The sequence below is a fragment of the Streptomyces sp. NPDC058664 genome, from assembly GCF_042716635.1.
Taxonomy (GTDB): Bacteria; Actinomycetota; Actinomycetes; order Streptomycetales; family Streptomycetaceae; genus Streptomyces.
Window position 1 is genome coordinate 67096 of record NZ_JBHXRW010000026.1, and the last position, 21760, is coordinate 88855.

The 21760-nt window shown below is 71.9% G+C and carries 20 protein-coding genes and 1 tRNA gene; 8 read left to right on the forward strand and 13 right to left on the reverse strand.

Annotated elements, in window-relative coordinates:
- Nucleotides 1-118 precede the first annotated feature (118 nt).
- Nucleotides 119-457 carry a thioredoxin family protein gene (locus ACFWUY_RS21990; protein ID WP_384111242.1) on the forward strand — a complete coding sequence of 113 codons (339 nt, stop codon included), beginning with the start codon at nt 119-121 and terminating at the stop codon, nt 455-457.
- A gap of 83 nt (nt 458-540) precedes the next feature.
- Here the strand turns inward: ACFWUY_RS21990 and ACFWUY_RS21995 are convergent, their stop codons facing one another.
- Complete coding sequence (locus ACFWUY_RS21995) at nt 541-957, reverse strand: hypothetical protein (RefSeq protein ID WP_384111244.1); 417 nt, start codon at nt 955-957, stop codon at nt 541-543.
- Between the two features lie 175 nt (nt 958-1132).
- Between ACFWUY_RS21995 and ACFWUY_RS22000 the strand changes: the two genes are divergently transcribed.
- A tRNA-Trp gene (locus ACFWUY_RS22000) sits at nt 1133-1209 on the forward strand.
- Between the two features lie 90 nt (nt 1210-1299).
- Here the strand turns inward: ACFWUY_RS22000 and ACFWUY_RS22005 are convergent.
- Nucleotides 1300-2268, reverse strand: coding sequence for a LysR family transcriptional regulator (locus tag ACFWUY_RS22005; RefSeq protein ID WP_384111361.1), 969 nt, complete (start codon nt 2266-2268; stop codon nt 1300-1302).
- A gap of 39 nt (nt 2269-2307) precedes the next feature.
- Here ACFWUY_RS22005 and ACFWUY_RS22010 point away from each other — a divergent pair, with 39 nt between their 5' ends.
- The 3 genes from ACFWUY_RS22010 (at nt 2308) to ACFWUY_RS22020 (ending at nt 5325) form a co-directional block, all read left to right on the forward strand.
- The gene (locus tag ACFWUY_RS22010) at nt 2308-3300 is read left to right on the forward strand and encodes a serine hydrolase (protein ID WP_384111364.1); all 993 of its coding nucleotides are present in this window, start codon (nt 2308-2310) and stop codon (nt 3298-3300) included.
- A gap of 83 nt (nt 3301-3383) precedes the next feature.
- Entirely contained in the window at nt 3384-4400 is a 1017-nt protein-coding gene (locus tag ACFWUY_RS22015) for an MBL fold metallo-hydrolase (RefSeq protein ID WP_384111247.1), read from the forward strand.
- Nucleotides 4401-4563: 163 nt separating this feature from the next.
- Nucleotides 4564-5325: a metallophosphoesterase family protein gene (locus tag ACFWUY_RS22020; RefSeq protein ID WP_384111250.1), complete on the forward strand. Its 762-nt coding sequence runs from the start codon at nt 4564-4566 to the stop codon at nt 5323-5325.
- A gap of 53 nt (nt 5326-5378) precedes the next feature.
- Here the strand turns inward: ACFWUY_RS22020 and ACFWUY_RS22025 are convergent, their stop codons facing one another.
- Nucleotides 5379-7619: a glycoside hydrolase family 9 protein gene (locus ACFWUY_RS22025; RefSeq protein WP_384111253.1), complete on the reverse strand. Its 2241-nt coding sequence runs from the start codon at nt 7617-7619 to the stop codon at nt 5379-5381.
- Nucleotides 7620-7900: 281 nt separating this feature from the next.
- Between ACFWUY_RS22025 and ACFWUY_RS22030 the strand changes: the two genes are divergently transcribed.
- From ACFWUY_RS22030 to ACFWUY_RS22040, 3 genes are all read left to right on the forward strand, one after another.
- The gene (locus tag ACFWUY_RS22030; RefSeq protein ID WP_384111256.1) at nt 7901-9016 is read left to right on the forward strand and encodes a cellulose binding domain-containing protein; all 1116 of its coding nucleotides are present in this window, start codon (nt 7901-7903) and stop codon (nt 9014-9016) included.
- Between the two features lie 129 nt (nt 9017-9145).
- Nucleotides 9146-10294 carry a lytic polysaccharide monooxygenase gene (locus ACFWUY_RS22035; protein WP_384111367.1) on the forward strand — a complete coding sequence of 383 codons (1149 nt, stop codon included), beginning with the start codon at nt 9146-9148 and terminating at the stop codon, nt 10292-10294.
- A gap of 287 nt (nt 10295-10581) precedes the next feature.
- Nucleotides 10582-11037, forward strand: a complete 456-nt coding sequence (locus ACFWUY_RS22040) for an SsgA family sporulation/cell division regulator (RefSeq protein ID WP_384111259.1) — start codon at nt 10582-10584, stop codon at nt 11035-11037.
- A gap of 293 nt (nt 11038-11330) precedes the next feature.
- On the opposite strand, the gene ACFWUY_RS22045 is transcribed toward ACFWUY_RS22040, so the two are convergent.
- The 10 genes from ACFWUY_RS22045 to ACFWUY_RS22090 form a co-directional block, all read right to left on the reverse strand.
- Entirely contained in the window at nt 11331-11831 is a 501-nt protein-coding gene (locus ACFWUY_RS22045) for a hypothetical protein (RefSeq protein WP_384111262.1), read from the reverse strand.
- Nucleotides 11832-12073: 242 nt separating this feature from the next.
- Nucleotides 12074-12691, reverse strand: coding sequence for a hypothetical protein (locus ACFWUY_RS22050; protein ID WP_384111265.1), 618 nt, complete (start codon nt 12689-12691; stop codon nt 12074-12076).
- 183 nt (nt 12692-12874) lie between these two features.
- Complete coding sequence (locus ACFWUY_RS22055) at nt 12875-14683, reverse strand: SpoIIE family protein phosphatase (protein WP_384111267.1); 1809 nt, start codon at nt 14681-14683, stop codon at nt 12875-12877.
- Between the two features lie 648 nt (nt 14684-15331).
- Complete coding sequence (locus ACFWUY_RS22060) at nt 15332-16195, reverse strand: LLM class flavin-dependent oxidoreductase (RefSeq protein ID WP_384111270.1); 864 nt, start codon at nt 16193-16195, stop codon at nt 15332-15334.
- Between the two features lie 187 nt (nt 16196-16382).
- Complete coding sequence (locus ACFWUY_RS22065; RefSeq protein ID WP_384111370.1) at nt 16383-17153, reverse strand: pyridoxamine 5'-phosphate oxidase family protein; 771 nt, start codon at nt 17151-17153, stop codon at nt 16383-16385.
- A 92-nt stretch (nt 17154-17245) separates the two neighbouring features.
- Complete coding sequence (locus ACFWUY_RS22070; protein WP_384111273.1) at nt 17246-18589, reverse strand: globin domain-containing protein; 1344 nt, start codon at nt 18587-18589, stop codon at nt 17246-17248.
- 808 nt (nt 18590-19397) lie between these two features.
- Nucleotides 19398-19592 carry a hypothetical protein gene (locus ACFWUY_RS22075; RefSeq protein ID WP_384111276.1) on the reverse strand — a complete coding sequence of 65 codons (195 nt, stop codon included), beginning with the start codon at nt 19590-19592 and terminating at the stop codon, nt 19398-19400.
- A gap of 92 nt (nt 19593-19684) precedes the next feature.
- Entirely contained in the window at nt 19685-20488 is an 804-nt protein-coding gene (locus tag ACFWUY_RS22080) for an alpha/beta fold hydrolase (RefSeq protein ID WP_384111279.1), read from the reverse strand.
- Nucleotides 20489-20605: 117 nt separating this feature from the next.
- Entirely contained in the window at nt 20606-21148 is a 543-nt protein-coding gene (locus ACFWUY_RS22085; RefSeq protein WP_384111282.1) for an SgcJ/EcaC family oxidoreductase, read from the reverse strand.
- Nucleotides 21145-21738 (reverse strand): hydrolase, encoded by a 594-nt coding sequence (locus tag ACFWUY_RS22090; protein ID WP_384111286.1) that lies wholly within the window; start codon nt 21736-21738, stop codon nt 21145-21147. The genes ACFWUY_RS22085 and ACFWUY_RS22090 overlap by 4 nt, the downstream gene beginning before the upstream one ends.
- Nucleotides 21739-21760 lie beyond the last annotated feature (22 nt).

A 21760-nucleotide genomic window follows, 5' to 3' on the forward strand; every position in this document is an offset into this window, starting at 1 on the left:
CCGCGCGAGAGCTTCCGGCAGGGGAGCATCAGGCGAACGCGCTCGGTCCAGGCCGGTCTGCCGCACCGCGCGGGGGATGATGGGGAGGGAAAGACGAAACACGAGGTCAGGAGCTTCCGTGGCGAAGCAGGTTCACCAGCCCCGTGAGGACGCGGAGTTCGATTTCATCCTCGGGATGAGCGGAGTCCCGGTCCTCGCGTACTTCATCGGGACATGGCCCAAGGCGATCGAGCCCTGCCGGGCGATGGACCTCGTCGTGGGTGGCATCGCCGACGAGTACACGGGCCGTCTGACGGCCGTCCGCACCGACATCACGCGTTGCCCGGCCGTGACCGAGCGATACGGGGTCACCGGTGCCCCGTCCTACGTCCTCCTGAAGGAGGGGGAGGCGGTGGCACACGGCACGGGGCCCATGACCACCGCCGAGATCCGGGAGTTCCTGGACGGCCACCTCTGAGATCCCCGCCTTTCCGAAGCGGGAAGCCTCGGAGGCCTGCGGTCGGCGGGCGAGAGGGAGGGGCCGTCCCGTCGACCGTGCTGTCACGCCGAGCACGAGGTGACATCGGCCGGCTCTTCTCGGGCCATGACCACGACCTGGTGTTCGTCCTCGTAGATGATTCTGCCGGGGTCCGAGGACTCCAGGCGGTGGCACTCGACGCCATGGGCGGCGAGGAGCTCCAGGTAGCCGTCGACGCGGTCGATGAGGTGCTGAGCGGACGCTTTGAACCAGGCCACGGCGCCCGGATGCAGTCGGGGGTCGTACACAGCGGGGTCGATGTCGGTCGGATTGATGTAGTTGGCGTCGTACCAGTCGTTGTTGGTCCTCCAGAACCGGTACTGGTCCTCGGTCAGCCTGCCTTGGGCCGCCAACTGGTTGGCGAGCACGAAGACGCCGGGGAAGTGCCCTCGCGGGTGCCTCACCACCCCCTGGAACCGAACGTACGAAGCTTGCTCCATGACGCCCCCTCGTATCCGTTCTTCACTTCTTCGCCGACCTCGCCACGGGAAAGGTAGCGCCGTCCGGGGCCGGACTGTCCGCGGAAGTCCGTGAGGGCCGTCGGCCGGCATACGGGTGGCTTCGGAATCGGGTGGCGCCTGGATCCACCACCGTGTCAAGCTGTCCGCACACCGAAGGGGTGTAGCTCAGATGGCCAGAGCGCCGGTCTCCAAAACCGGATGCCGCAGGTTCGACTCCTGTCACCCCTGCCATGACCGGTACCCCCGGCGGCGGGGGGCTTCCCCGCCCGAAGTCCCCTCCCCTGCCCGGCTCTCCTCCCACCGGCATTCGGCCGCCCCCCGTCAGCTCGTCCCGTCGTAGACCACCGACCAGGGGCGGGGCGGACCGTCCGGTGAGTCGGGGTCGTCGTCGCGGCGCAGGGTCGCCGTACGGTCGCGGGCGAGCACACCGGCCGCGAGCTCCGCGAAGTGAGGGGCTGCCGGGTGGGCGGACCGGCCGGCGGGCCAGGCCCCGGTCGTCCGCTGGACGAGGGGGCGGCCCGCCAGCGGCCGCCAGGCGACGCGGGGTTCCTTGCGGGCCACCGGCCCCTGGTCGAAGGCGACGCCGTGGCCCGCGTGGACGAGGGCCAGCAGGAACTCGGGGTTGGAGGCGTGCCGGAGCCGGCCGGGCACGAAGCCTCCAGTGCGGCACGTGTCGAGTATCCGGTCGTACCAGCCGGGCGCCTGGGCGCGGGGGAAGAGCACCAGGTCGTGGCCGGACAGTTCGGCGAGCGCGACCTCGGGGAGCCGGGCCAGCGGCGAGGTCCGGGGCAGGACGACGCCGAGTTCCGCGCACACCTCGGGGCCGAGGCGGAGTTCGGTGGCGTCCACGGGCTGGTGGACGAGGCCGACGTCGAGACCACCGGAGGCGAGCAGCCGCAACTGTTCCTCGGTGGTGATCTCCTGGAGGTCGACGGACAGGCCCGGGGAGTGCTCCGCGCAGGCCGAGAGCAGCGCGGAGAGCATGGCGACCGTGGTGTCGGGGGGCACGCCGGCGCGCAGGGTGCCGAGGCCGCCGTTCCCGGCGCGGCGGGCCAGCGTCCGCAACCGCTCCTCGCGTGCCAGGAGTTCACGGGCTTCGTCCAGCAGGACCATGCCTGCGGCGGTCAGCCGGACCTGGCGGTGCGATCGGTCGAACAGTTCGGCGCCCAGGTCCTTCTCCAGCCGGCGCACCGCCTGGCTGAGGGGCGGCTGGGCCATGCCAAGCTGGTCGGCGGCGCGGCTGAAGTGCAGTTCGTCGGCGACGACGACGAACATGCGCAGGTGGCGCAAGAGATCCACAGCCAGGGACCTTACGTGAAGGGCGAGCCGATGGTCGAGGAACGGATCCGTGAGGCCTTCGCGGGGGCGGGCGCCGAGGGGTTGCTGCACGCGGTCCCGGTCGACGGACCGCCGGACGTCGACGTGGCGGCCGGCGGCGCGGGAGCGGGCGTCGACGTGACGGTGGGCGGCGCGGGACCGGGCGTCGAGAAAGTGGCCGCCGTCAAGGCTCCGGGCGTCGAGGAGGTGGCCGTCGGGGCGGACGAGCCCGTCGTGATCGCCTCGGTCTTCAAGGTGCTGCTGGTCCTGGAGTTCGCCCGGCAGGTGGCCGCCGGCCAGCTCGACCCGTGTGAGCGGGTACGGGTGACGGCGGCCGACCGACTCGGCGGCTGGGGCACCGCCGGCTGCGCGGACGACGTCGAGCTGTCGCTGCGCGACCTGGCGTTCTTCGCGATCTCGGTGAGCGACAACTCGGCGGCGGATCTGCTGCTCGCCCGGGTCGGTCCGGACACGGTGCGGCTTCTCGCCGGGGAGCTCGGGCTCGCCAGGACCCGGATCACGGGTGGTCCCCGTGACGTGCTGGAGTCGATGCTCGCCGAGGTCGGCGCACGGGACGAGGCCGAGTTCGCCCGCCGGTACCCGGCCCTTCCGGACGATCGCAAGAGACGGCTGAGCGTGCTGGACCCGCGGCGGACCAACGCCGCCACACCCCGTGAGATCACCCGGCTGCTGCGCCTGATCTGGCGTGACGAGGCGGGTCCGCCGGAGGCCTGTGCCCAGGTGCGGGAGCTGATGGCCCGCCAGGTGTTCCGGCACCGGCTGGTGTCGGGGTTCCCCGACGAGGTGACGGTCGCGGCGAAGACCGGGACCCTTCCCGGGCTGCACGTGGAGGCAGGGGTCGTCCGGTATCCCGACGGCCGTCGCTACGCGGTCTCCGTCTTCGCCCGTACGCGGGAGCTGGCCGCCTCGCGTACGGCGGTGGACTCCGCGATCGGCGTCACGGCCCGGATCGCCGTCGACTTCCTTCGCGAAAAAGGGCTCTGACCCGCACTCATATGCGTGAGCATATGAGGACTCCAAGGTTTTGGTCTTGGACGGCGGGGGTCGCGTCCTGATCTTCTGGCGTCATGAGCGACGACACAGACGCACAGCGCCCCGAGCGGCGCGTCCAGGGATTCGGCCGGCGTACGGTGCTGCGCGGCGCCGTGCTCGGCGCGGCCGCCCCGCTGCTTCCCGCCACCGCCTCCGCGGCGGTCGCCTCCGACGCGGCCGCCCCCGGGGCCCCGGCCGCCGGCGCGGCCTCCTTCCGTTGGCTGGGCACCTCCGGCTGGCGCATCGACGTCGACGGCCGGACGGTGCTCTTCGATCCGTACGTCACCCGGTTCAGGACCGGCCTGTTCGACGGGGGCTTCGATCCGGGTACGGAGCTGAGGTCCGACCCCGAGCTCGTACGGGAGCACATCGGCCACCCCGAGACGGTCCTGGTCAGCCACTCCCACTGGGACCACATCGCGGATGTGCCCCACATCGCCAAGTCCACCGGCGCCCGGGTCGTCGGCACCGAGACCACGTTCCACCTGCTGGTCGTGTTCGGCGTCGACCCGCAACAGATCTCGGTGGTGAAGGGCGGTGAGGTGCTGGACTTCGGCGGGATCACCGTCGAGGTCGTGTCGAGCCTGCACAGCCGGAACAAGCGGCACTCCTATTTCGCCCCGGGCACGCTGAACGCGCCGCCCGCGGTGGCCCCGAGGACCCTCTCCGACCTGCCGGAGGGCGACACGCTCGCCTTCCAGGTGACGGCGGGAAGCGGCGGCCCCTCGGCGTTCCTGATGGGCGCCAGCGACTTCTCCGAACGGGCCGTACGGGGACTGGACCCCGACCTCGCGATGGTGGCCGTGCCGTCCAGTACGGCCACCTCCCGCTACGTGCCCCGGCTGCTGCGGGCACTGGGCCGGCCAGGCGTCGTCGTACCCGTCCACTGGGACAACTTCGAGGAGCCGCTGAGCGGGCCCCCGCGGCGTGACCCCGCGATGGACCTGGACGGGTTCGTGGCCCAGGTCCACCAGGAGTCTCCGACGAGCCGGATCGTCGTCCCGGACTACCGCACCACGTACGGCGGAGACATGCGGCCGGAAAGACCCTGACCGCCTGGCCGATCCGGCGGCCCAGCCGACCTTGCCGACCTGCGCGGCCCCGGGGAACCAGGGCCGCTGCCCGGCGTCCCCGCACGCCGAACGGCCCTCCCCGAACTACGCGCCGGGCGAAAAAGCACACCGTTCGGCCGTCTTCACCCCACAGTGGTGACCCATGCCGAACCGAGTAGCCGTCCTGTCCGACATCCACGGAGTCCTGCCGGCCCTGGAGGCGGTGCTCGCCGAACCGGACGTCGGCGCCGCCGACCGCATCGTGCTCACCGGTGACATCGCCGCCGGTCCGCAACCGGCCCAGGTTCTCGACCTGCTGACCGGCCTCGGCGACCGCGTCGTCTGGATCAGCGGAAACGCCGACCGCGAACTCCTCGAATACCGCCGGGGGCGACGTGGAACGATCCCCGATCCGATCGCTCCCTGGGCGGCCGAACAGCTCCGTGAGGACCATCTCGACCTCCTCGGCTCGCTGCCACGGTCACTCTCCCTGTCCGTGGACGGGCTGGGAGAGGTCCTGTTCTGCCATGCCACTCCCCGCGACGACGAGGAGGTCGTCCTGGTCGATTCCCGCCTCGACCGCTGGCAGGAGGTCTTCGACGGACTCGACACCGACATCCGCACCGTGGTCTGCGGCCACACCCACATGCCGTTCGTCCGCCTCGCCCACGGCCGGCTCGTCGTCAACCCCGGCAGTATCGGCATGCCCTACGGGCGGACCGGAGCGCACTGGGCCCTCCTGGGTCCGGGCGTCGAACTCCGCACCACGCACTTCGACCTCCGGGCCGCGGCCGCCCGGATCGGCCGAGACTCGTCCTATCCCGACGTCACCGAATGGGCCGACTACTTCCTGCACGCTCGCGCGACCGACGCCGACGCCCTCGCGGCCTTCGCCCCACGGGACGGACGCGACCACCGTCCGTGACACTCGCTCCCCCGCCGGGAAGGGCGGCACGCCGCCCTTCCCGGCGGGCCGGGTCAGTCCTGGTCGGCCACGAAGGACGCCATCCAGGTCAGGGCGGAGTTCCAGTTGATCGTGAGCTCGTTGGTCGACCAGGACTGGATGTCGTCGATGTAGCAGAACTGGCCGACGCACCCCTGGAGTCTGCTCTGCGCGAGCGGGTCCTGAATGCTCGAGTTCGGGCCGCCGGACAGGGAACCGGCGGGCGGCGGAGGCAGCTTCGGGTCGAGTTGGCGGGCGTACCAGCGGCTGTGCTGGTTCTGTGCGCTGACCTCGCCGTAACCCGTGACGTACGAGATGTTCAGGGCGTTGCGGCCCAGGACGAAGTCCATGCTCTGGACGGCCCCGTCGCGGTACTTCGCGCCGCCGGTGATGTCGTAGGCGGTGGCCAGGACGACGGCGTTGTTGAGGATCTGGTGGGTGGAGCCCCAGTCGTACGTGTGGCCCTCGGGGGCGTACGGCATGCCGTACGGGTGGGCCTTCAGGGTGGCCAGGTAGCGGTCGGCCCCCGCGCGTACGGACTGGCGGACCTTGTCGCGGCCGGGCAGCCGGTTCGGGACGGTGGCCAGGTCGAGCCGGGCGGGGACGGCCGTGCGGGCCCAGTCGAAGCTGATCGGCCCGAAGATGTCGGCGCTGTGGACCGGGGAGTTCAGGACGTGGTCCTGGAACTCCTTGCCGCCCGTGGTCAGGTAGAGCTCGGCGGCCGCCCAGTAGAACTCGTCGGTGACGTCACGGTCCGCGTAGGTGCCGCCGCCGATGCCGTCGCTCTCGGAGGCGAGGACGTCGGGGTGGGCGAGGGCCGCGGCCCAGGCCTTGCGGGCCGCGGCGAGCGCGGTGGCGGCGAACCGGGGGTCGTACGCCTTGTACAGCCGGGCCGCCTGGGCGGCGGTCGCCGCGAGGTTCAGGGTGGCCGCGGTGGTCGGCGGGTGCAGTTCGCGCTTCTGCGGGTCGGCGGAGGGCATCAGCGGCAGACCGGTCCACTGCTCGTCGTGGATCTTGTGGTGGGCCATGCCGGCGAGCGGCTCGCCGTCCGGCACCTGCATCTTGAGCAGGAAGTCCAGCTCCCAGCGGGCCTCGTCGAGGATGTCCGGGACCTTGTTGCCGCTCTCGGGGATGTTCAGCGTGCCGTCGCCCAGTTTCTCGGCCTGTCCGGTGCGGGCGAACGTGGCCCGCTCGTAGGTGCTGAGGAGCTGCCAGACGGAGATGCCGCCGTTGACGACGTACTTGCCGTGGTCGCCGGCGTCGTACCAGCCGCCGGTGACGTCGAGCGTGTAGTCGCACACGCCGGGCTGGCAGGGTACGTTCCCGTCGCCCTGGTTGGGGGCGACGTCGACGTGACCGGCCTCGCGGCCGTAGCCGGGCCGCAGGTCGTCGCGGATCTCCGTCCCGCTGCGCTGGGTGTAGTAGAACTTCGCGGCGTCCAGGCGGAGCTTCTCGTAGGCGGCGGTGCCGATGTCGAAGGGCCGGCTGGTCTCGCCGTCGGCGACCAGGGTGAAGCCCTGTCCGGTGCCGCGGTGGTCACCGAAGTGGATCGAGTGGACGTTCTGCCCCGAGGAGGGGTCCGTGCCGCGCGGCACGGTCCAGCCGCGCGCGACGACGGCGCCGGAGGCGTTCCGCAGCTCCCAGGGACGCCGCTCGGTCGCGTCGGTGACGAGGGTGGCGTTCTTCGGTCCGCGGGGCAGGTAGGCGACCTGGTTGACCCGGACCCGGGGGCCGGTGTCGGGCTCGTACCGCTCCGGCGGCACACCGCCCAGCAGGGAGACGTCGTCGAGGCAGAACCGCCAGGGGTCGGCGGCGCCGCCGAGCTGGAAGGCGACCTGGCCCTGGGTGGTGTCGACGGGGGAGGCGAAGGTGTAGGTGTACGTGTTGCCGGAGACGCTCAGTTGCGGAGTGACCTCGTGGTACGCGTCGTACGGCGACACCTGGAGGCCCACGACCGCGCGGACGGAGTTGCCCTCGGGAGCGCCCGTCGCGCTGAAGCTGAACCGGTACGACTCTCCCTTGACGAGCGTGAGGTCGTTCTGGCCGACGGCGGCGTCCCAGCGGTTCGCCGTGCCGCCCGGCACGTCGGCGCAGAGTCTGCCGTCGGACGGCCCGGTGGTGACGTTGCTCGTCCACCACGCGTCGGTGATCGTGTCGAAGGTGCCGTTCCTGATCTGCTCGACCTCGTCCGCCCCCGCCGGGCCGGCGGGGACCGCGGTGAGACCCGCCGCAAGCAGGGCCGTCAGGGACAGCAGGGCGGTTCTGCGTCTGTTCACGTCTGAGCTCCTCGGAGGGGGCGGAGCGCATGGGTATGGGAGCGCTCCCATCGGCAGGGGACATCTTCACGGTCGAGTCGAGGAGACGTCAACGGGCCGGACGGAACTCGCTCGACGGCCCGGGACCGGTGCCGTGAAGACGCTCGTTCCGATGGGTTGTCAGGGGCACTTCATGCTCCTACAGTGCCCTGCAACACACGTGGGAGCGCTCCCAGAGTCAGGCGTCGAGGCGCGCTCCGATTCCCCTCCCCCTCGATCACCCCTCCCGGAGAGGCCCTCGCATGCGAGCGTCACCGCACCGTCCCAGAACCGCGCGCGGCGTGCTCGGCGCGCTGCTCATCGCTCTCGCCACCGTCACGGCTCTGCTGACCGCCGCTCCGGCGGCCCAGGCCGACACGCTGATCTGCGAACAGTACGGTTCCACCACGATCCAGGGCCGCTACGTGGTCCAGAACAACCGCTGCGTCACCGCCACCGACACCGGCTTCCGGGTGACCCGGGCCGACGGCGCCGTGCCCACCAACGGTGCCCCGAAGTCGTACCCCTCGGTCTTCATCGGCTGCCACTACACCAACTGTTCGCCGGGGACCAACCTCCCGGCGCGGGTCAGCGGCATCGCCAGTGCCCCCAGCAGCATCTCGTACGGCTATGTCGGCGACGCGGTGTACAACGCCTCGTACGACATCTGGCTGGACCCCACGCCCAGGACCGACGGGGTGAGCCGGACCGAGATCATGATCTGGTTCAACAAGGTGGGTCCGATCCAGCCGATCGGCTCGCAGGTCGGCACCGCCGGCGTCGGCGGGCGCACCTGGCAGGTGTGGACGGGCAGCAACGGCTCCAACGACGTCATCTCCTTCGTCGCCCCGTCCGCCATCCCCGGCTGGGACTTCGACGTCATGGACTTCGTCCGGGAGACCGTCTCGCGCGGCATGGCCGAGAACGACTGGTACCTGACCAGTGTCCAGGCCGGTTTCGAGCCGTGGCAGAACGGCGCCGGACTCGCGGTGAACTCCTTCTCCTCCGCCGTGAACCTCGGTGACCCCGGTACCGGCGAACCCGGCCCCGGTGAGCCCGGCCCCGCGACGGCCTGCAAGGTGACGTACGCGACGAACGTCTGGACCGGCGGCTTCACCGCCGACGTCACCGTCGCCAACACCGGCTCGGCACCTGTCGACAACTGGACGCTGTCCTTCGTCATGCCCTCCGGGCAGCGCGTCACCCAGGCGTGGAACGCCACCGTCACGCCGGCCTCCGGGGCCGTGACGGCGACCGGCCTCGCGCACAACGCCCGGATCGCGGCCGGAGCCAGTCAGACGTTCGGCTTCCAGGGCACCTACAGCGGCACGTTCGCCAAGCCCACCGGATTCAGCCTCAACGGCGCCACCTGCACGTGATCCGATCCGCGGCCGACCCGGCTCGCCCGGCCGGGTCCCGCACAGCAACCGCACCGTACCGCACCGCACCGCACCGCAAGAGGAGAGCACCGACCGGAGAGCACCCACCACAGACACACAGGAGACATGATGACTGGACGCAAGAGACGACTCGCCTCCCTGGCGGCATTACTCGCCACCCTGCTCGCCGGAATCGGCCTGACCTTGCTGGGCCAGGGCAGCGCGCAGGCGCACGGCGTCACCATGACGCCCGGATCGCGCACCTACCTCTGCTGGCTCGACGCCAGGACCGGTACCGGTTCCCTCGACCCGACCAACCCGGCGTGCAAGGCGGCGCTCAGCGAGAGCGGCCCCAACTCGCTGTACAACTGGTTCGCCGTGCTCGACTCCAACGCCGGCGGACGCGGACCCGGTTACGTCCCGGACGGAAAGCTGTGCAGCGCCGGTGACCGGTCGCCGTACGACTTCACCGGATACAACGCCGCCCGCTCCGACTGGCCCCGCACCCATCTGACGTCCGGGAGGACGATCCAGGTCAAGCACAGCAACTGGGCCGCGCACCCGGGCTCCTTCCGGGTGTACCTGTCCAAGCCCGGCTACTCACCGAGCTCCGAACTGGGCTGGGACGACCTGGAACTGATCCAGACCGTCACCGACCCACCGCAGACGGGCTCGCCGGGCACGGACGGCGGTCACTACCACTGGGACCTGAACCTGCCCCCGGGCCGCTCGGGCGACGCGGTGATGTTCATCCAGTGGGTGCGTTCGGACAGCCAGGAGAACTTCTTCTCCTGCTCCGACGTCGTCTTCGACGGCGGGAACGGCGAAGTGACCGGCATCCGTGGTTCGAACAGCACCCCCACTCCGACCCCCACACCCACACCCACACCCACCCCGACCCCGACCCCGACCCCGACCCCGACTCCGACTCCGACTCCGGACCCGACGTCCACGCCGACCGACCCGCACACCGGGTGCATGGCGGTCTACAGCGTGACCAACTCCTGGAACGGCGGCTTCCAGGGTTCCGTCGAGGTCATGAACCACGCCACGACCCCGCGTGACGGCTGGGCCGTGAAGTGGACGCCCGGCCCGGGCACCCGGGTCAGCAGCCTGTGGAACGGCGGGCTGAGCACCGGATCCGACGGCACGCTCACGGTCAGGAACCTCGACTACAACCGGACCGTTCCGCCGGACGGCAGCGTCACCTTCGGGTTCACCGCGACATCGACCGGCAACAACCTTCCGGTCGGCTCGATCGTCTGCGTCAACCCGTAACCGCTGAAGGAGGCGCCGGCTCCCTCGTCGTGGGGAACCGGCGCTGTCCGGCCTCCTCGCCGTGCCGGAAGACCGGCCGGGCGAGGCGGGGCCGTCCGCGGCACGCGCCGACCGCGCACGTCCCTCCCTCAGGCGTCCGTCGCACGAGGGCGCCCGAGCCTTCCGCCAACCGGGGGTCTTTCCGTTCCTCTCGCGGAGAACATGCGTGAAAACCTCGTCCGGGGTTACGAGGGGAAGGTACGGCGCCGCTCAGGCAGCGGCGCGATCTCCCCGACGAACGGGTGACGATGTCTGAACCGAGCCGGCACGAGACCACTCCGCCGCCCCCGGCACCCCTGGCACGGCCGTGGCACACCACGGTCCGTCAGGTCCACGGAGCGGCCGGTCTGCCCGTCGAGGCCACGTTCCACTACGACCCCGACGACCCCTGGGCGGTACGCATCGTCTTCCGGCTCGCACTGGACAGGGCCGTCACCTGGATCTTCTCCCGGGAGCTGCTGCACTCCGGGACCCGCGTCCTGAGCGGCGAGGGCGACGTCCGGCTGTGGCCGCTGCGCGGCGGCGGCAGGGACGGACGCGTCCGGATGCGGCTGGGCGATGCCGGGGCGTTCGCCGTGGTCGACGTCGACCGAGCGGGCCTGCGGAACTGGCTGGGTGAGACGTACGCCGCCGTGCCCGAGGGAGAGGAGGTCGCGCGGATCGACTGGGCGGCCGAGATCCCTCAGCTCTTCACGCGGCCCTAGAGCGGCGCGCACTCCGAGCCGCTGCGCTCCCCCGCACGCCGTCACACCCCGTCGGCGCCGGCGGGCTCGTCGTGGCTCAGACGGCGCGGAGCCCCTGGCGGAGACAGCCAGGGGCTGCCGTCGGCTGTCTGCGCGCTGTCCCGGCGCCCGGCGGCGGACGACGAGGCGGGCCTCCCGGAGAGCGATGCGTTCCCGGACGGGCCGGGCCGTCGTGGGGGCACGGGCTCCGGGCCGCCGCAGGGCGGAAGCCCCCACGGTCCCGTGGGGGCTTCCGCCCTGCGGCGGTGTACCGGTCACGCCCGGAGCAGCCGTTCCGTCACCTCACGGTAGGTCCGCAGGGTGAGCCGGAGCTGCTCGGTGTCGGGGCCCTGGCCATCGGGACCTCCGTTCGGCTGCCAGCCCGCCCGCAGCGCGACACGCCGGTCCCTCAGTGCGGCGACGAGCTGCTGCTCGGCCTCGGCGAGGACCTCGGCCGCCTCGGCGACCGACTCGTGGGGCGAGTCGACGAACCCCGCGAGCGCGTGGTGCAGGCGCTGTCCGAGACGGTCGCGTTCGGCGTCGCCGAGCAACTGCCCGGTCGGCCCGTCGGTGGCGGTGGCGGACCCGTCTCCCGTACCGGGCACGGGGCCGCCCACGCCGCCGGGGACGTGGCCGTCGCCCGGCCGGTCCGTCGTGTCCCGTCCGCGCGGCGCGGCGGGGGGCGCGGCGGGAGCGTTCGTACGGCTCCCGCCGTTCCGGCCCGTGGCACCGGGGTCGTCGGACGGCACGGCGGACTGCGGCGCCTGCGACAGCATCACCGGAGGCGAAGCGGGCGGTGCGGGCGGCGGGGACGCGTCCACCGGCGGTGTGGGCGGCGGGGACGCGGGGCGGCCGGTGCGGCGGTCGAACGCGGCCGGGGAAGGGACCTCCCCGCTTCTTCTGGCGGATGCCGGTCCGCCGGACCCGCCCGCGCCCCGTGCCCCGGACGGTGAGGGCGCGCGCCGCGTGCTCTCACCGGTCCCGTCCGCTGCCCGCTGGTCCCGGTTCTCGCCCGCCATCACGCGCCACTTCCCTTCGGCTTGAGGAGATGCCCGCGGTCGCGCCCGGACGGCGAGTGCGCTCGGGCGGCATCGGTACCGGCCGCCGTCAGGTCCTCGAACAGGGCACGTGCGTGCACCAGCGCCTCCCGCAACTCCTCGGTGGAGACGGACGGCGAGTTCACCGCGCGGCGTACCGTGCGCAGACCCTCCACATGGTGCGGATGGTGCACCGACAGGGCGGCGAGCTGCTCCTCGCTCCGGTCCGGCTCCGGGAAGCCCCGGGTCGCGGCGATGTGCGTGAGGAGCTCGTCGGCGTCGGCGACGGCCTTCCGCGGCGCGTCGACGAAGCGCTCCTGGAGCACGGTCCATCGAGCGACGTACTGCTCGCGGGCCGTCGGCTCCAGGGGCAGGTGCCGGATGCGGCCGTACCGCTCCTCCCGCTCTCGCAGGTCGCGGTGGGCGGACTCGCCGTCGCCGCCGTGCCGTTCGAGGGTGCGGTCGTACTCGGGGCCGAAGCGGCGCTTGAGGGAGCGCGCCTCACCGCCCGGACCCCTGCGGGCCCGGAGCAGGAGACCCGCTCCCAGTAGCGCGGCGACCAGCACCACGAGGATGAGAACTACGGTCAGGGTCGACATGGCTGCCTTCCTGGAAGGTGACTCCTGGCTGGCTGTTCGTCACTGCTTGCTGGGCGCCCGAGGTTTCGCCTTGCCGTTTGTCGGGAGGTCAAACCCGACAAACGTCGACGCCCTCGGTACGACGGGCCGAGGGACAGCCGGCGGACACGGTCGACGAGGCCCGGGCGACGGGCCCGACGGTCCTCAGGAGGGCAGGTTCTGTTCCGCCCAGACCACCTTGCCGGTGACCGTGCGACAGGAGCCCCATCGGCGGCACAGCATGTTGATGAGCTGCAGGCCACGGCCACCCTCGTCGCTGAGGTCCGCGTGCTGGATCTGGGGCAGGTCGGGGCCCGTGTCCGAGACCTCCACGACGAGGCGCTCGCCGCGCAGCAGCCTGAGCCGGCCGGGGCCGTTGCCGTACCGCAGGGCGTTGCCCACGAGTTCCGAGACGACGAGTTCGCAGGCGTCGGCGAGTTCCGTCAGATCCCACGCGGCGAGCTGGTCCGTGACGAGGCTCCGGGCGAGGGACGCCGCGCGCCCTTCCCGCGGCAACTGCCACTCGCGCAGGTCGGCCGGGCCGTCCGAGGGGTCCGACGCGTTCGTCGCGACGAGGAGCACGGCCTCGTCGAAACGGGCGTCGTCGGCAGGGGCGCACGCGATCAGGCCGCCGCGTTCGAGAGCTTCGGGTCCCAGGTCGCGTGCCGCCGAGCGCAGACAGTCCAGCTGGTGGTCGAGGTCCGCGTGCCGGGACTTGACGAGGCCGTCCGTGTACATGACCAGGTTCCCGCCCGCCGGGACCTTCAGACGGACCGGGTCGTACGGAATCACTCCCGCGCCGAGCGGCGCGCCGACGGGTACGTCGGCGAACTCGGCGGAGCCCCGCCCGTCGAGGAGCAGCGGCGGCAGGTGCCCGGCGCTGGCCAGCGTGTAGGTGGAGTCGGCCGGGTCGAACACGGCGCAGAGGAAGGTGGCGACCTGCTCGTCCTCCAGGTCACGCGTGGCGAGGTCGAGCCTGGCCAGGACGCGCTCCGGAGCCATGTCCAGGGTCATCAGGGTGCGGGCCACGGTCCGCAGGCGCCCCATGGTGGCGGCGGCGGGCAGTCCGTGGCCCATGACGTCACCCACCATGAGGGCCGTACGTCCGCCGGGCAGGGCCATGACGTCGTACCAGTCCCCGCCCACTCCGTGGTGGGCCGTCGAGGGCGCGTACTCGGCCCGCACGCGCAGTCCGGGCGTCACCGGGGTCACGCGCGGCAGCAGGGTGCGCTGCAGCGAGACGACGTGCTCGCGCTCGCGCCCGTACAGCCGCGCGTTGTCGATGTAGACGGCGGCCTGCGAGGCCAGCTGTTCCGCCAGGGCGAGGTCGGTGGAGGAGAACGGTGGTCGTCCGCGGCCGCGGACGAAGTCCACGCTGCCGAGCAGCAGGCCGCGGGCGATCAGCGGCACCGCGAGGTAACTGTGCACTCCGGAGGCCCGCATCTTCACCGCGGCGCTCTCGGTGGGCGCGACCTTGGTGAAGTCCTCGTTCCTCATGCGGCTCACAAGCACCGGCTTGCCCTGTCGCAGGCAGTAGCGGTGGAGCAGCGTCTCGTGCGCCTCTTCGGCGCGGGCGGTGGTCTCGCCCACCGGGGTGGGCTCCAGCGAGGACAGCTCCTCGATCGCGCACAGCGCGGTGGCCCGCATGAGCGGGGTGCCCGTACCCGTCCAGCGCGAGCCCTCGTCGCCCCGCAGGACACTCTCCAGGATGTCGACGGCGGCGCCGTCTGCGAAGCCGGGCACGGTGAACTCGGCCAGCTCCTGGGCCGTGCGCTCCAGGTCGAGGGTGGTGCCGATCCTGGAGCCGGCGGAGTTCAGCCAGGCCAGCCGGCCGCGCGTGGTGATCCGGTCGAGAGGGACCTCACCGCCGCTCAGTCCGAGCCTCCTGCGGGCACCGGCCGAGCGGTGCGCCGCGGTGCCCCTCCCGGCCATGGTGTGGCCGGTCAGGCGCCGTCTCCCCTTGCCGCCGTTCACTCTTCCGGCCTCCAGACAGGAACTCGACCGCTGTTGGTGCCCAGCATGCACCTCATTCCGGCCGATCGGGGCGTTGCAGGCCAGGCAGCCCGCCAGGAATTCGGCCGGTACGGCGCGGAGGCGGGTGGGCCCCGGTACTCGGCGTGGAGGCCCAGTCACCGAACGCGACTCTCCGGCTTCCGCCCTCAGGCCCCGGGCCGAGTCCCTGATCCGAACCCGCAGGCCGTTTCCCTTGGCGAAGCGGCCTGCGGGCATGTGGCTCGCTTATCACCAGCATACGAAGAACCTGGTGGGGTCCGGCCCGCCGAGGCATCCCGGCGCCGTGGAGTCGTACGGTCGGGGGGTCACCCGGTCGTGGAGTCATCCCGTCGCGGAGGCATCCCGTCGCGGTCGTGCCGCGGGTCGTGATCGTGCCGCGGGCTCCGGCGGCGTCCGTGCCGGAGGTGCTCGCCGTGAAGAGCCGCGCCAGGACGCTGCAGGCCGCGCCGGAGGCGTGGTCGGCGGGACCGGGACGGCGGGATGCCCTTCACCAGCGGGTGAAGGGCATCCCTGTCGTACGGGTACGCCGCCGAGGCCCTGACGGAGACGGGCGGACCGGTCCGCCCTGTGATCAGGCCGAACGCGTCCGGCGCGACCTCGAACGGCTGATCAGATCACCGGCGGCCCCGCCTCGATGCGGCGCAGCACCGGAGAGAGGCGGTCCAGGTCGGGACCGTCCTGGACCTGTCGCTCGTCCCACCAGGTGGCGCCGGCATCGCGCAGGGGACCGATCACGTCCCTGGCCTTCGCCGGGTCCGGGGACGTGGCACCGCCGAGCACGAACTCGAAGGGGCGCTCGGCCCCGGCCGTACGGTGCTCGCGCACATAGCCGACCAGTTCCCGGACCTCCGCCGCGTCGGGCGCGTGCCCGTGCCGGGCCGTCTCGAAGAGTGGCACCGCGCCGTCCCACCGCGCCGCCCGCCGCATGGGCGGGCGGCGCGGCCAGAACCCGCCGATCCACACCGGAGGTCCGGGCTGTTGCACGGTGGCGGGCAGCAGCGTCACGTCCCGGACCTCGTAGTGCCGGCCGTGGTGGTTGACCGGCCCGCCGGACCAGAAGCGCCGCAGCAGTTCCAGTCCCTCGTCCAGCCGCTCGGCGAGGAGGCGTGGTTCGGTGGCGTCGCCGAAGCTGTGGTACTCGTCCTCGATCGGACCGCCCAGGCCCGCGGCGAAGATCACCCGGCCGCCGCTGAGCTGGTCCAGGGTGGCGACCTGGCGGGCCAGTTGCTGCGGACGGTAACGGGGAACCGGCGTCAGCAGGGTGCCCAGCCGGATCCGCGAGGTCGCCAGCGCGGCCGCGGTCAGCAGCATCCAGGGGTCGCCGAAGGGACGTCCCTGGTGCCGTCGGTGCAGTACGTGGTCCCAGACGAAGAGGCCGTCCCAGCCTGCCTGTTCGGCGGCGGCCGCGACGGTCGCGACGTTACGGGGGTCGGCGAAGTCACCGAAGTTCGGGATGTTGACGGAGAAGCGCATCCCAGCAGGATGCGCAGCCGGCCATGAAGCGGCAACCGGATTCGGGTACCGGCGACTTCACGTCGAACCCGCGGCACCGGCCGGCGGGCCGACCCGCCGGCCGGGCACGCCCGCCGTCCCTGGCGTACGGGCGATCAGCGCTCGTGCCCGTCGCACGAGCGCGTCAGTTCGTCAGTGCGTCAGCACGTCAGCCGACGGGTGCGCTCCTGCTGAACCAGCCCCTGAACATGTGCGCCTCCGCCGCGGCCCTGGCGTCGGCGTCGGCGTCGGCGTCGGCGTCGGCGTTCGCGCCGGTACCGGCTTCGGCCGCGGGCCGCTCGGCCCTCGCAAGCAGCTTCTCCGCCTCCGCCCGCCAGGCCGTCGCGTCCGCGCGGGGCGGCGGCAGGAACGGGCCCCGCTCCGGCGCTTCGACGGCCGCTCCGAAGAAGTCGCCGCCCTTGCGCTTGAAGTCGTCCGTGCCCCACGGACGCCCCGAGCCGTGCCGGGGAACCTTCTGGAGGTGGGGAATGTGCTTGGCGCAGTGGATGTACGCCTCCTCGACGGCGACCTCCACCCACACCAGGGCCCGGCGTCCTGGCACCGGGTCGACCGCGAGCCCGGGGTGGGCGCGGCGCATCTCGTCGTCGGCCACGACCCTGGCCCGGCCGTTGACGTGGAGTCCGACGCGATCGCGGAGGAAGTCCACCATGAGGATGCCGACGTGCGGGTTCTCCTCGATGTTGCCGAGGCTCGCGTGGACGCCGTTGCCCCGGTACTCGGGGTAGGCGAGCGTCAGGTCGTCCAGGACGTGGAGGAAGCCGGGCGGGCCGGCGCGGAAGGTGTTGTCGCACTCGCCGTGCCGGTCGGCGGTGGCCAGGAAGAACATCTCCTGTCGTGCGACGAACTCCCGCATCCGGGGGTTCAGCCGGTCGAGGACCTGGTCGGCGTAGAAGCGGTCGGCGCGCTCCGCGGTGCCCATGCGCTGCTGGACCTGGTGCTCGCCGTCGCTGCCCGGGCGGTGGGTGCGCGTGGGGGCCTCCCGCCGCTGCCCGGCCGTCTGTTCGAAAGTGCTCACGTCGTCGCCCCGGCCAGTTCCTCGATGGAGTCGTGTCGTATGCGGTGGGAGGGGATGCCCATGCCCACCAGGGAGTCGACGCTGCGGCGGATCATGCCGGGCGGGCCCGACAGGTAGGCGTCGTAGGCGTCCCAGGGGCCGAACTCGCGTACGACTTCCGGGATGCCGCCGGACAGCAGGCCGACAGGGCCGTCGTCCACGACCGGACGGACCGAGAGCCAGGGGTGCGACTGCTGGAGCCTCAGCATGGTGTCGATGTCGTACAGGTCGTCGTTCCGGCGGGCGCCGTAGAACACGTCGACGGTGCGGCGCCGGCCGTGCCGGGCCACGTCCTCCACCAGGGCCTTGATGGGCGCTATGCCGGTGCCGCCGCCGAGGCAGAGCAATCCGCTGTCGGTGGTGTGGTCCACCGTCATGGAGCCCGCGGGGGGCCCGAGACGGATGACGTCCCCCGGACGGGCCCGGTGGACGAGCGCGTTGGAGACCCAACCCGCCGGTACGGCCTTGACGTGGAAGGAGAGCAGTCCGTCGGAGCGGGGTGCCGAGGCGAAGGAGTAGTGCCGCCAGACACGCGGCCACCACGGAGTCTCCAGGGCGGTGTACTGCCCGGCGAGGAAGGGGTACGGCTGGTCGGTCCGGACCGTGACGACCGCGACGTCGCGTGTGCGCATGTCGTGGCCGACCACCTCCGCCTGCCACCAGGCGGGCGCACGCAGCTCGTCCTCGGTCGCCGCGTCGATCATGATCTGGGAGATCGTGGTGTACGCGCCGACCCACGCCGCTTCGGTCCTCGGCCCCCAGCTCGAAGGGGCGTAGCGGGTGAGGGCGCCGATCAGCGCCTCGCCGACGGCCGGATAGTGCTCGGGGAGCGTGCCGTACTTCCTGTGACCGCGGCCGAGGTGGGTCAGGTACGTGGTCAGGGTGGCGGTGTCGTCGGCGTGGGCCGCGGCGGTGAGCAGCGCCTTGAACAGACGGTCGCGCTGGGTGTCCATCGCCGCGGGGAAGAGCGACCGCAGGTCGGGGTGCCGCAGGAAGAGAAGAGCGTAGAAGTACGAGGTCACCTTGTCGGCGATGGGCTCGATCTCGGCCATGGTGCGGCGCAGGAGCGCGGCGTCGGACATGTCCTCGGGGGCCGTCCGAACCACGGGGGCGTCTGCCGGGCGTACGGTCCCGGGGATGTCTGCCGGGCGTACGACTCCGGGGGCGGACGCGCGGGCCTCCGGGCGCGTCGGCCGCCGAACCCCGGTCGCTTCCTCCGGACTCCGTCCGAACCAGCCTCCGCCACCGGCTCCCACGCCGGATCTACCGCCTCCGACCGACGGGTTGGTCGGAACTTCCATCGGTCTGCCTCGCCTCGCACGTCTTCGATCGGTCTTCGCACGCTGGATCCGTGTGCGCTCCGCCTCCGCCTTTCCGTGGAATTCCCGTTCATTCGCCCCTGGCCCTGCAAATCTGATGGCGCAAGAGGGCATACGCATGGAAGGTCGTCCACCCGGACGAGTGAACGGGCCCGACCATACATCGTCTGCGCAGCGCTCGGGACAACGCCGTCTCCGCACCCTCATCCACCATGAATGTGCTGATCAGGGTGTCGTTACCGACGGGTTAGGGCGAGATGGAAAGCCTCTCTTCCCGGGCTTCGGGGTAATTGACCGACCGAAAACTCACAGGGTGATCAAGTCTCCTCCACATTTCTCGTATGGAGTTCTCTCGCCCGCCTGTGGTAGGCGCGCCGCAGTTCGGCGCACCCTCCCCCGGGGTTTCAGGCCGTGACGGCGCCGCCCACCGCGCCCTCGAGGTCGGAGCCGTCGACGCCGATGAAGGCGGTCGGCCCGGTCACGGGGCTCACGCCTCCCGCCGCGCGTCGATCTCGGCGACGATCCGCGCGGCCCCGTGAGTACCTGAGGGCCGCGCGGGTTCACATCTCCCCGGGAACGCGAACCGCAGGTCAGCGCACCCGCCCCCGCCCCGGCTCTCCCAGGCTCCTGCCAAGGAGGCGTCGAAGAAGGCCCGTTCGTGGTCCCGGCCGCTGAGACCGGCGTGGCCCATCATGCCCACCCCGCGGGCCACGTCCGTCGACGTCAGGTTTGCCGGCCGTGCCGTGTGGTCCGCGATGGGTCCTGCGGCCGGTCCCGGCACTCCTGTCAATCACATCAACATGCCCAGGGGCAACACGCGTGTCGGGTACGCGGCCGCTGGCACCTCCGGGAGCCTGGAGATGCGGGCGGCGACGGCGTGGTCCCCCGGAGGCGGCGTCGCGTCGGCGAAGGCACGCCCGAGCCTGCGACGGGCACCGGTGACGAACCGGACGCGGTCGGTGTCGCCCTGGTCTTCGGTCGGCATGAGTGGCACTCCTTGAATAAGGACGAGACGTATCGCCTCGCATGATGGGTGGTCCGTGGGGTGAGGTGGTCTCATCGCGTGGGGTGACCTCGTCAGGGACCGGTGACGCCGGCTCTCGTCGAACAGCCTGCGACCTCCTCGATCGCTGCGGCCACGACGCCGGGGTCCTCGGTGAGGATCCGCGCCTGGTCGCTCGCCGTGGTCGCGAACACGGTCACCCGGTCGTTGGCCGCCGCGGCCTCTTCGGCCGCGGCCCGCATCATGCGCATCTCCTGTGCGCGGGCGCCGGAGTGGGCGCCGCTCCCGACCACGAACGCGGTCGGACAGCGCAGGGCCTCGAAGTCGGCCCCGAGGCCGCCGTTGACCTCGTCGATCCCGATGACGACCTCGGCGGACTCCTGCGGGGTGAGCCTGGAGGAGCGGCCGAAGAAGGCCAGGACCCGCATGATCCACCCGAGTCCTCGGAACCGCTCGCGCACGCCCTCCTGGCCCGCTGCGTCGAGCATGGAGACCGGATAGGCACCGTCGACGAGGACGAGTCCGCCCACCACCTCCGGGTAATCGGCCGCGTAGCACAGGGCGATCGTCGCACCGTGGGACCAGCCGACCAGGATCGGACGCTCGAGCGCCGTCGCTTCGATCACGCGGTCGACGTCGTCGATGGCGCCTCTCAACGAGTAGTCCGAGGACGTGCCCGATCTGCCTCGCCCCCGCGCGTCGAAGGTGACGGTGCGGTAGGCGCCTCCGAGCCGCCCGATGACGTGGTTCCAGCGCCGCTGCGTGGCGAAGCCGCCGTTCAGAAAAAGGAGCGGGGGCCTCCCGCCCATGGCGTCGACAACGCGGTCGACACCATGGAGGTGGGTGTCAGCGGCCGCGACCGTGAACTCTCGTGACATGTGGGCCTCGTGTTTCATGGCGATGGTGCGGGCCGTCGTCCCCACCGTGCGGTCCGCACGTCCAGGACAGGAAGGACGGTGAGCACGGCCCCAGGACCGGGACCCCGATGCGGGTCATCAAGCTGCGAGGGTGTCGGCCTCGATGGCCGGGGTGTTCTGTGCGACGGCGATGCGCCACCGGCCGTCGGTCTTCGTCAGGACGTACAGCGCGGTGTCCGGGGGGAAGCCCGGGTGCCCCGCGACCAGGGACGCCCAGCGACGGACTGCCTCGCTGGGCCGCCGACACCCGCTCCGCGGGCCCCCGTGGTCGTTTCGGCGCAGCAGGTCGTCGAGCAGTTCCCCGTCGCGGGTGACCGGTCGCTGCCGGATCTCGACCACGGCGACGTCGGGGCGGACGAACTGGATGTGCTCGATCGTGTAGGCCGAGGTCAGCGGCTGTTCGGCCGTGCCGGGGAGGAACCGGCGGGTGAAGACGCCGATCTCGTCAATGCCGATCAGCGGTGTCCCGTACGGGACCGACCACAGGGCGTCGTGCCGGAACAGCTCGACGAGCGCGTCCGGCAGCGCGTTCCGCTGGGCGTGTTCGACCTCGGCGACGAGCGTCACGATGGCGTCCACGTCCACGTCGGGAACAGTGACACCGGCGGCGAGCGGCTTCATGAGGGCCTCCCCCATGCGCCGCCGTGGAGGTGCACGATGTCGTCGACCACCGCGCGGGTCTCGTGATCGGCCCAGTCCCGATGGAACTCGCCGAGTATCTGGAGCCAGGTGAGCGGGACGCCGCCCGCCTGCGTGATGCGCTGGATGCCCAGGCGGTGGGCCTCCCGCGTGGCGCCGCCGGACGCGTCGGCGACGACGTACACCTCGCGGCCCTCCTCCAGCGCGGACAGCGCGGGCTGAACGACGCAGACCTCGGTCCACACGCCGGCGATGATGATCTGGCGGCGCCCGGTGGCCAGCACCGCGTCCCGCACCCGGTCGTCCGCCCAGGCGTTGACCGACGTACGGTCGATGACCTCCTGGCCGGGGAAGACGTCGGTGAGCTCCTCGAGGAGCGGCCCCGGGAAGTCCTCCACGGAGATGTTGGTGAGGACGGTCGGAACGCCGAACGCCCGAGCGGCCTTGGCCAGTCCCGTGGTGTTGTTCACCAGCGTCCGCCGGTCACCGGAGGCGACCCGGAACATCATCCGCGGGTGGTGGTCGACGAGGACGAGCACGCTCTCTTTGGGGTCCAGCAATGTCTTGTACATGGGAGTAGCCTCCGCCGGGGAA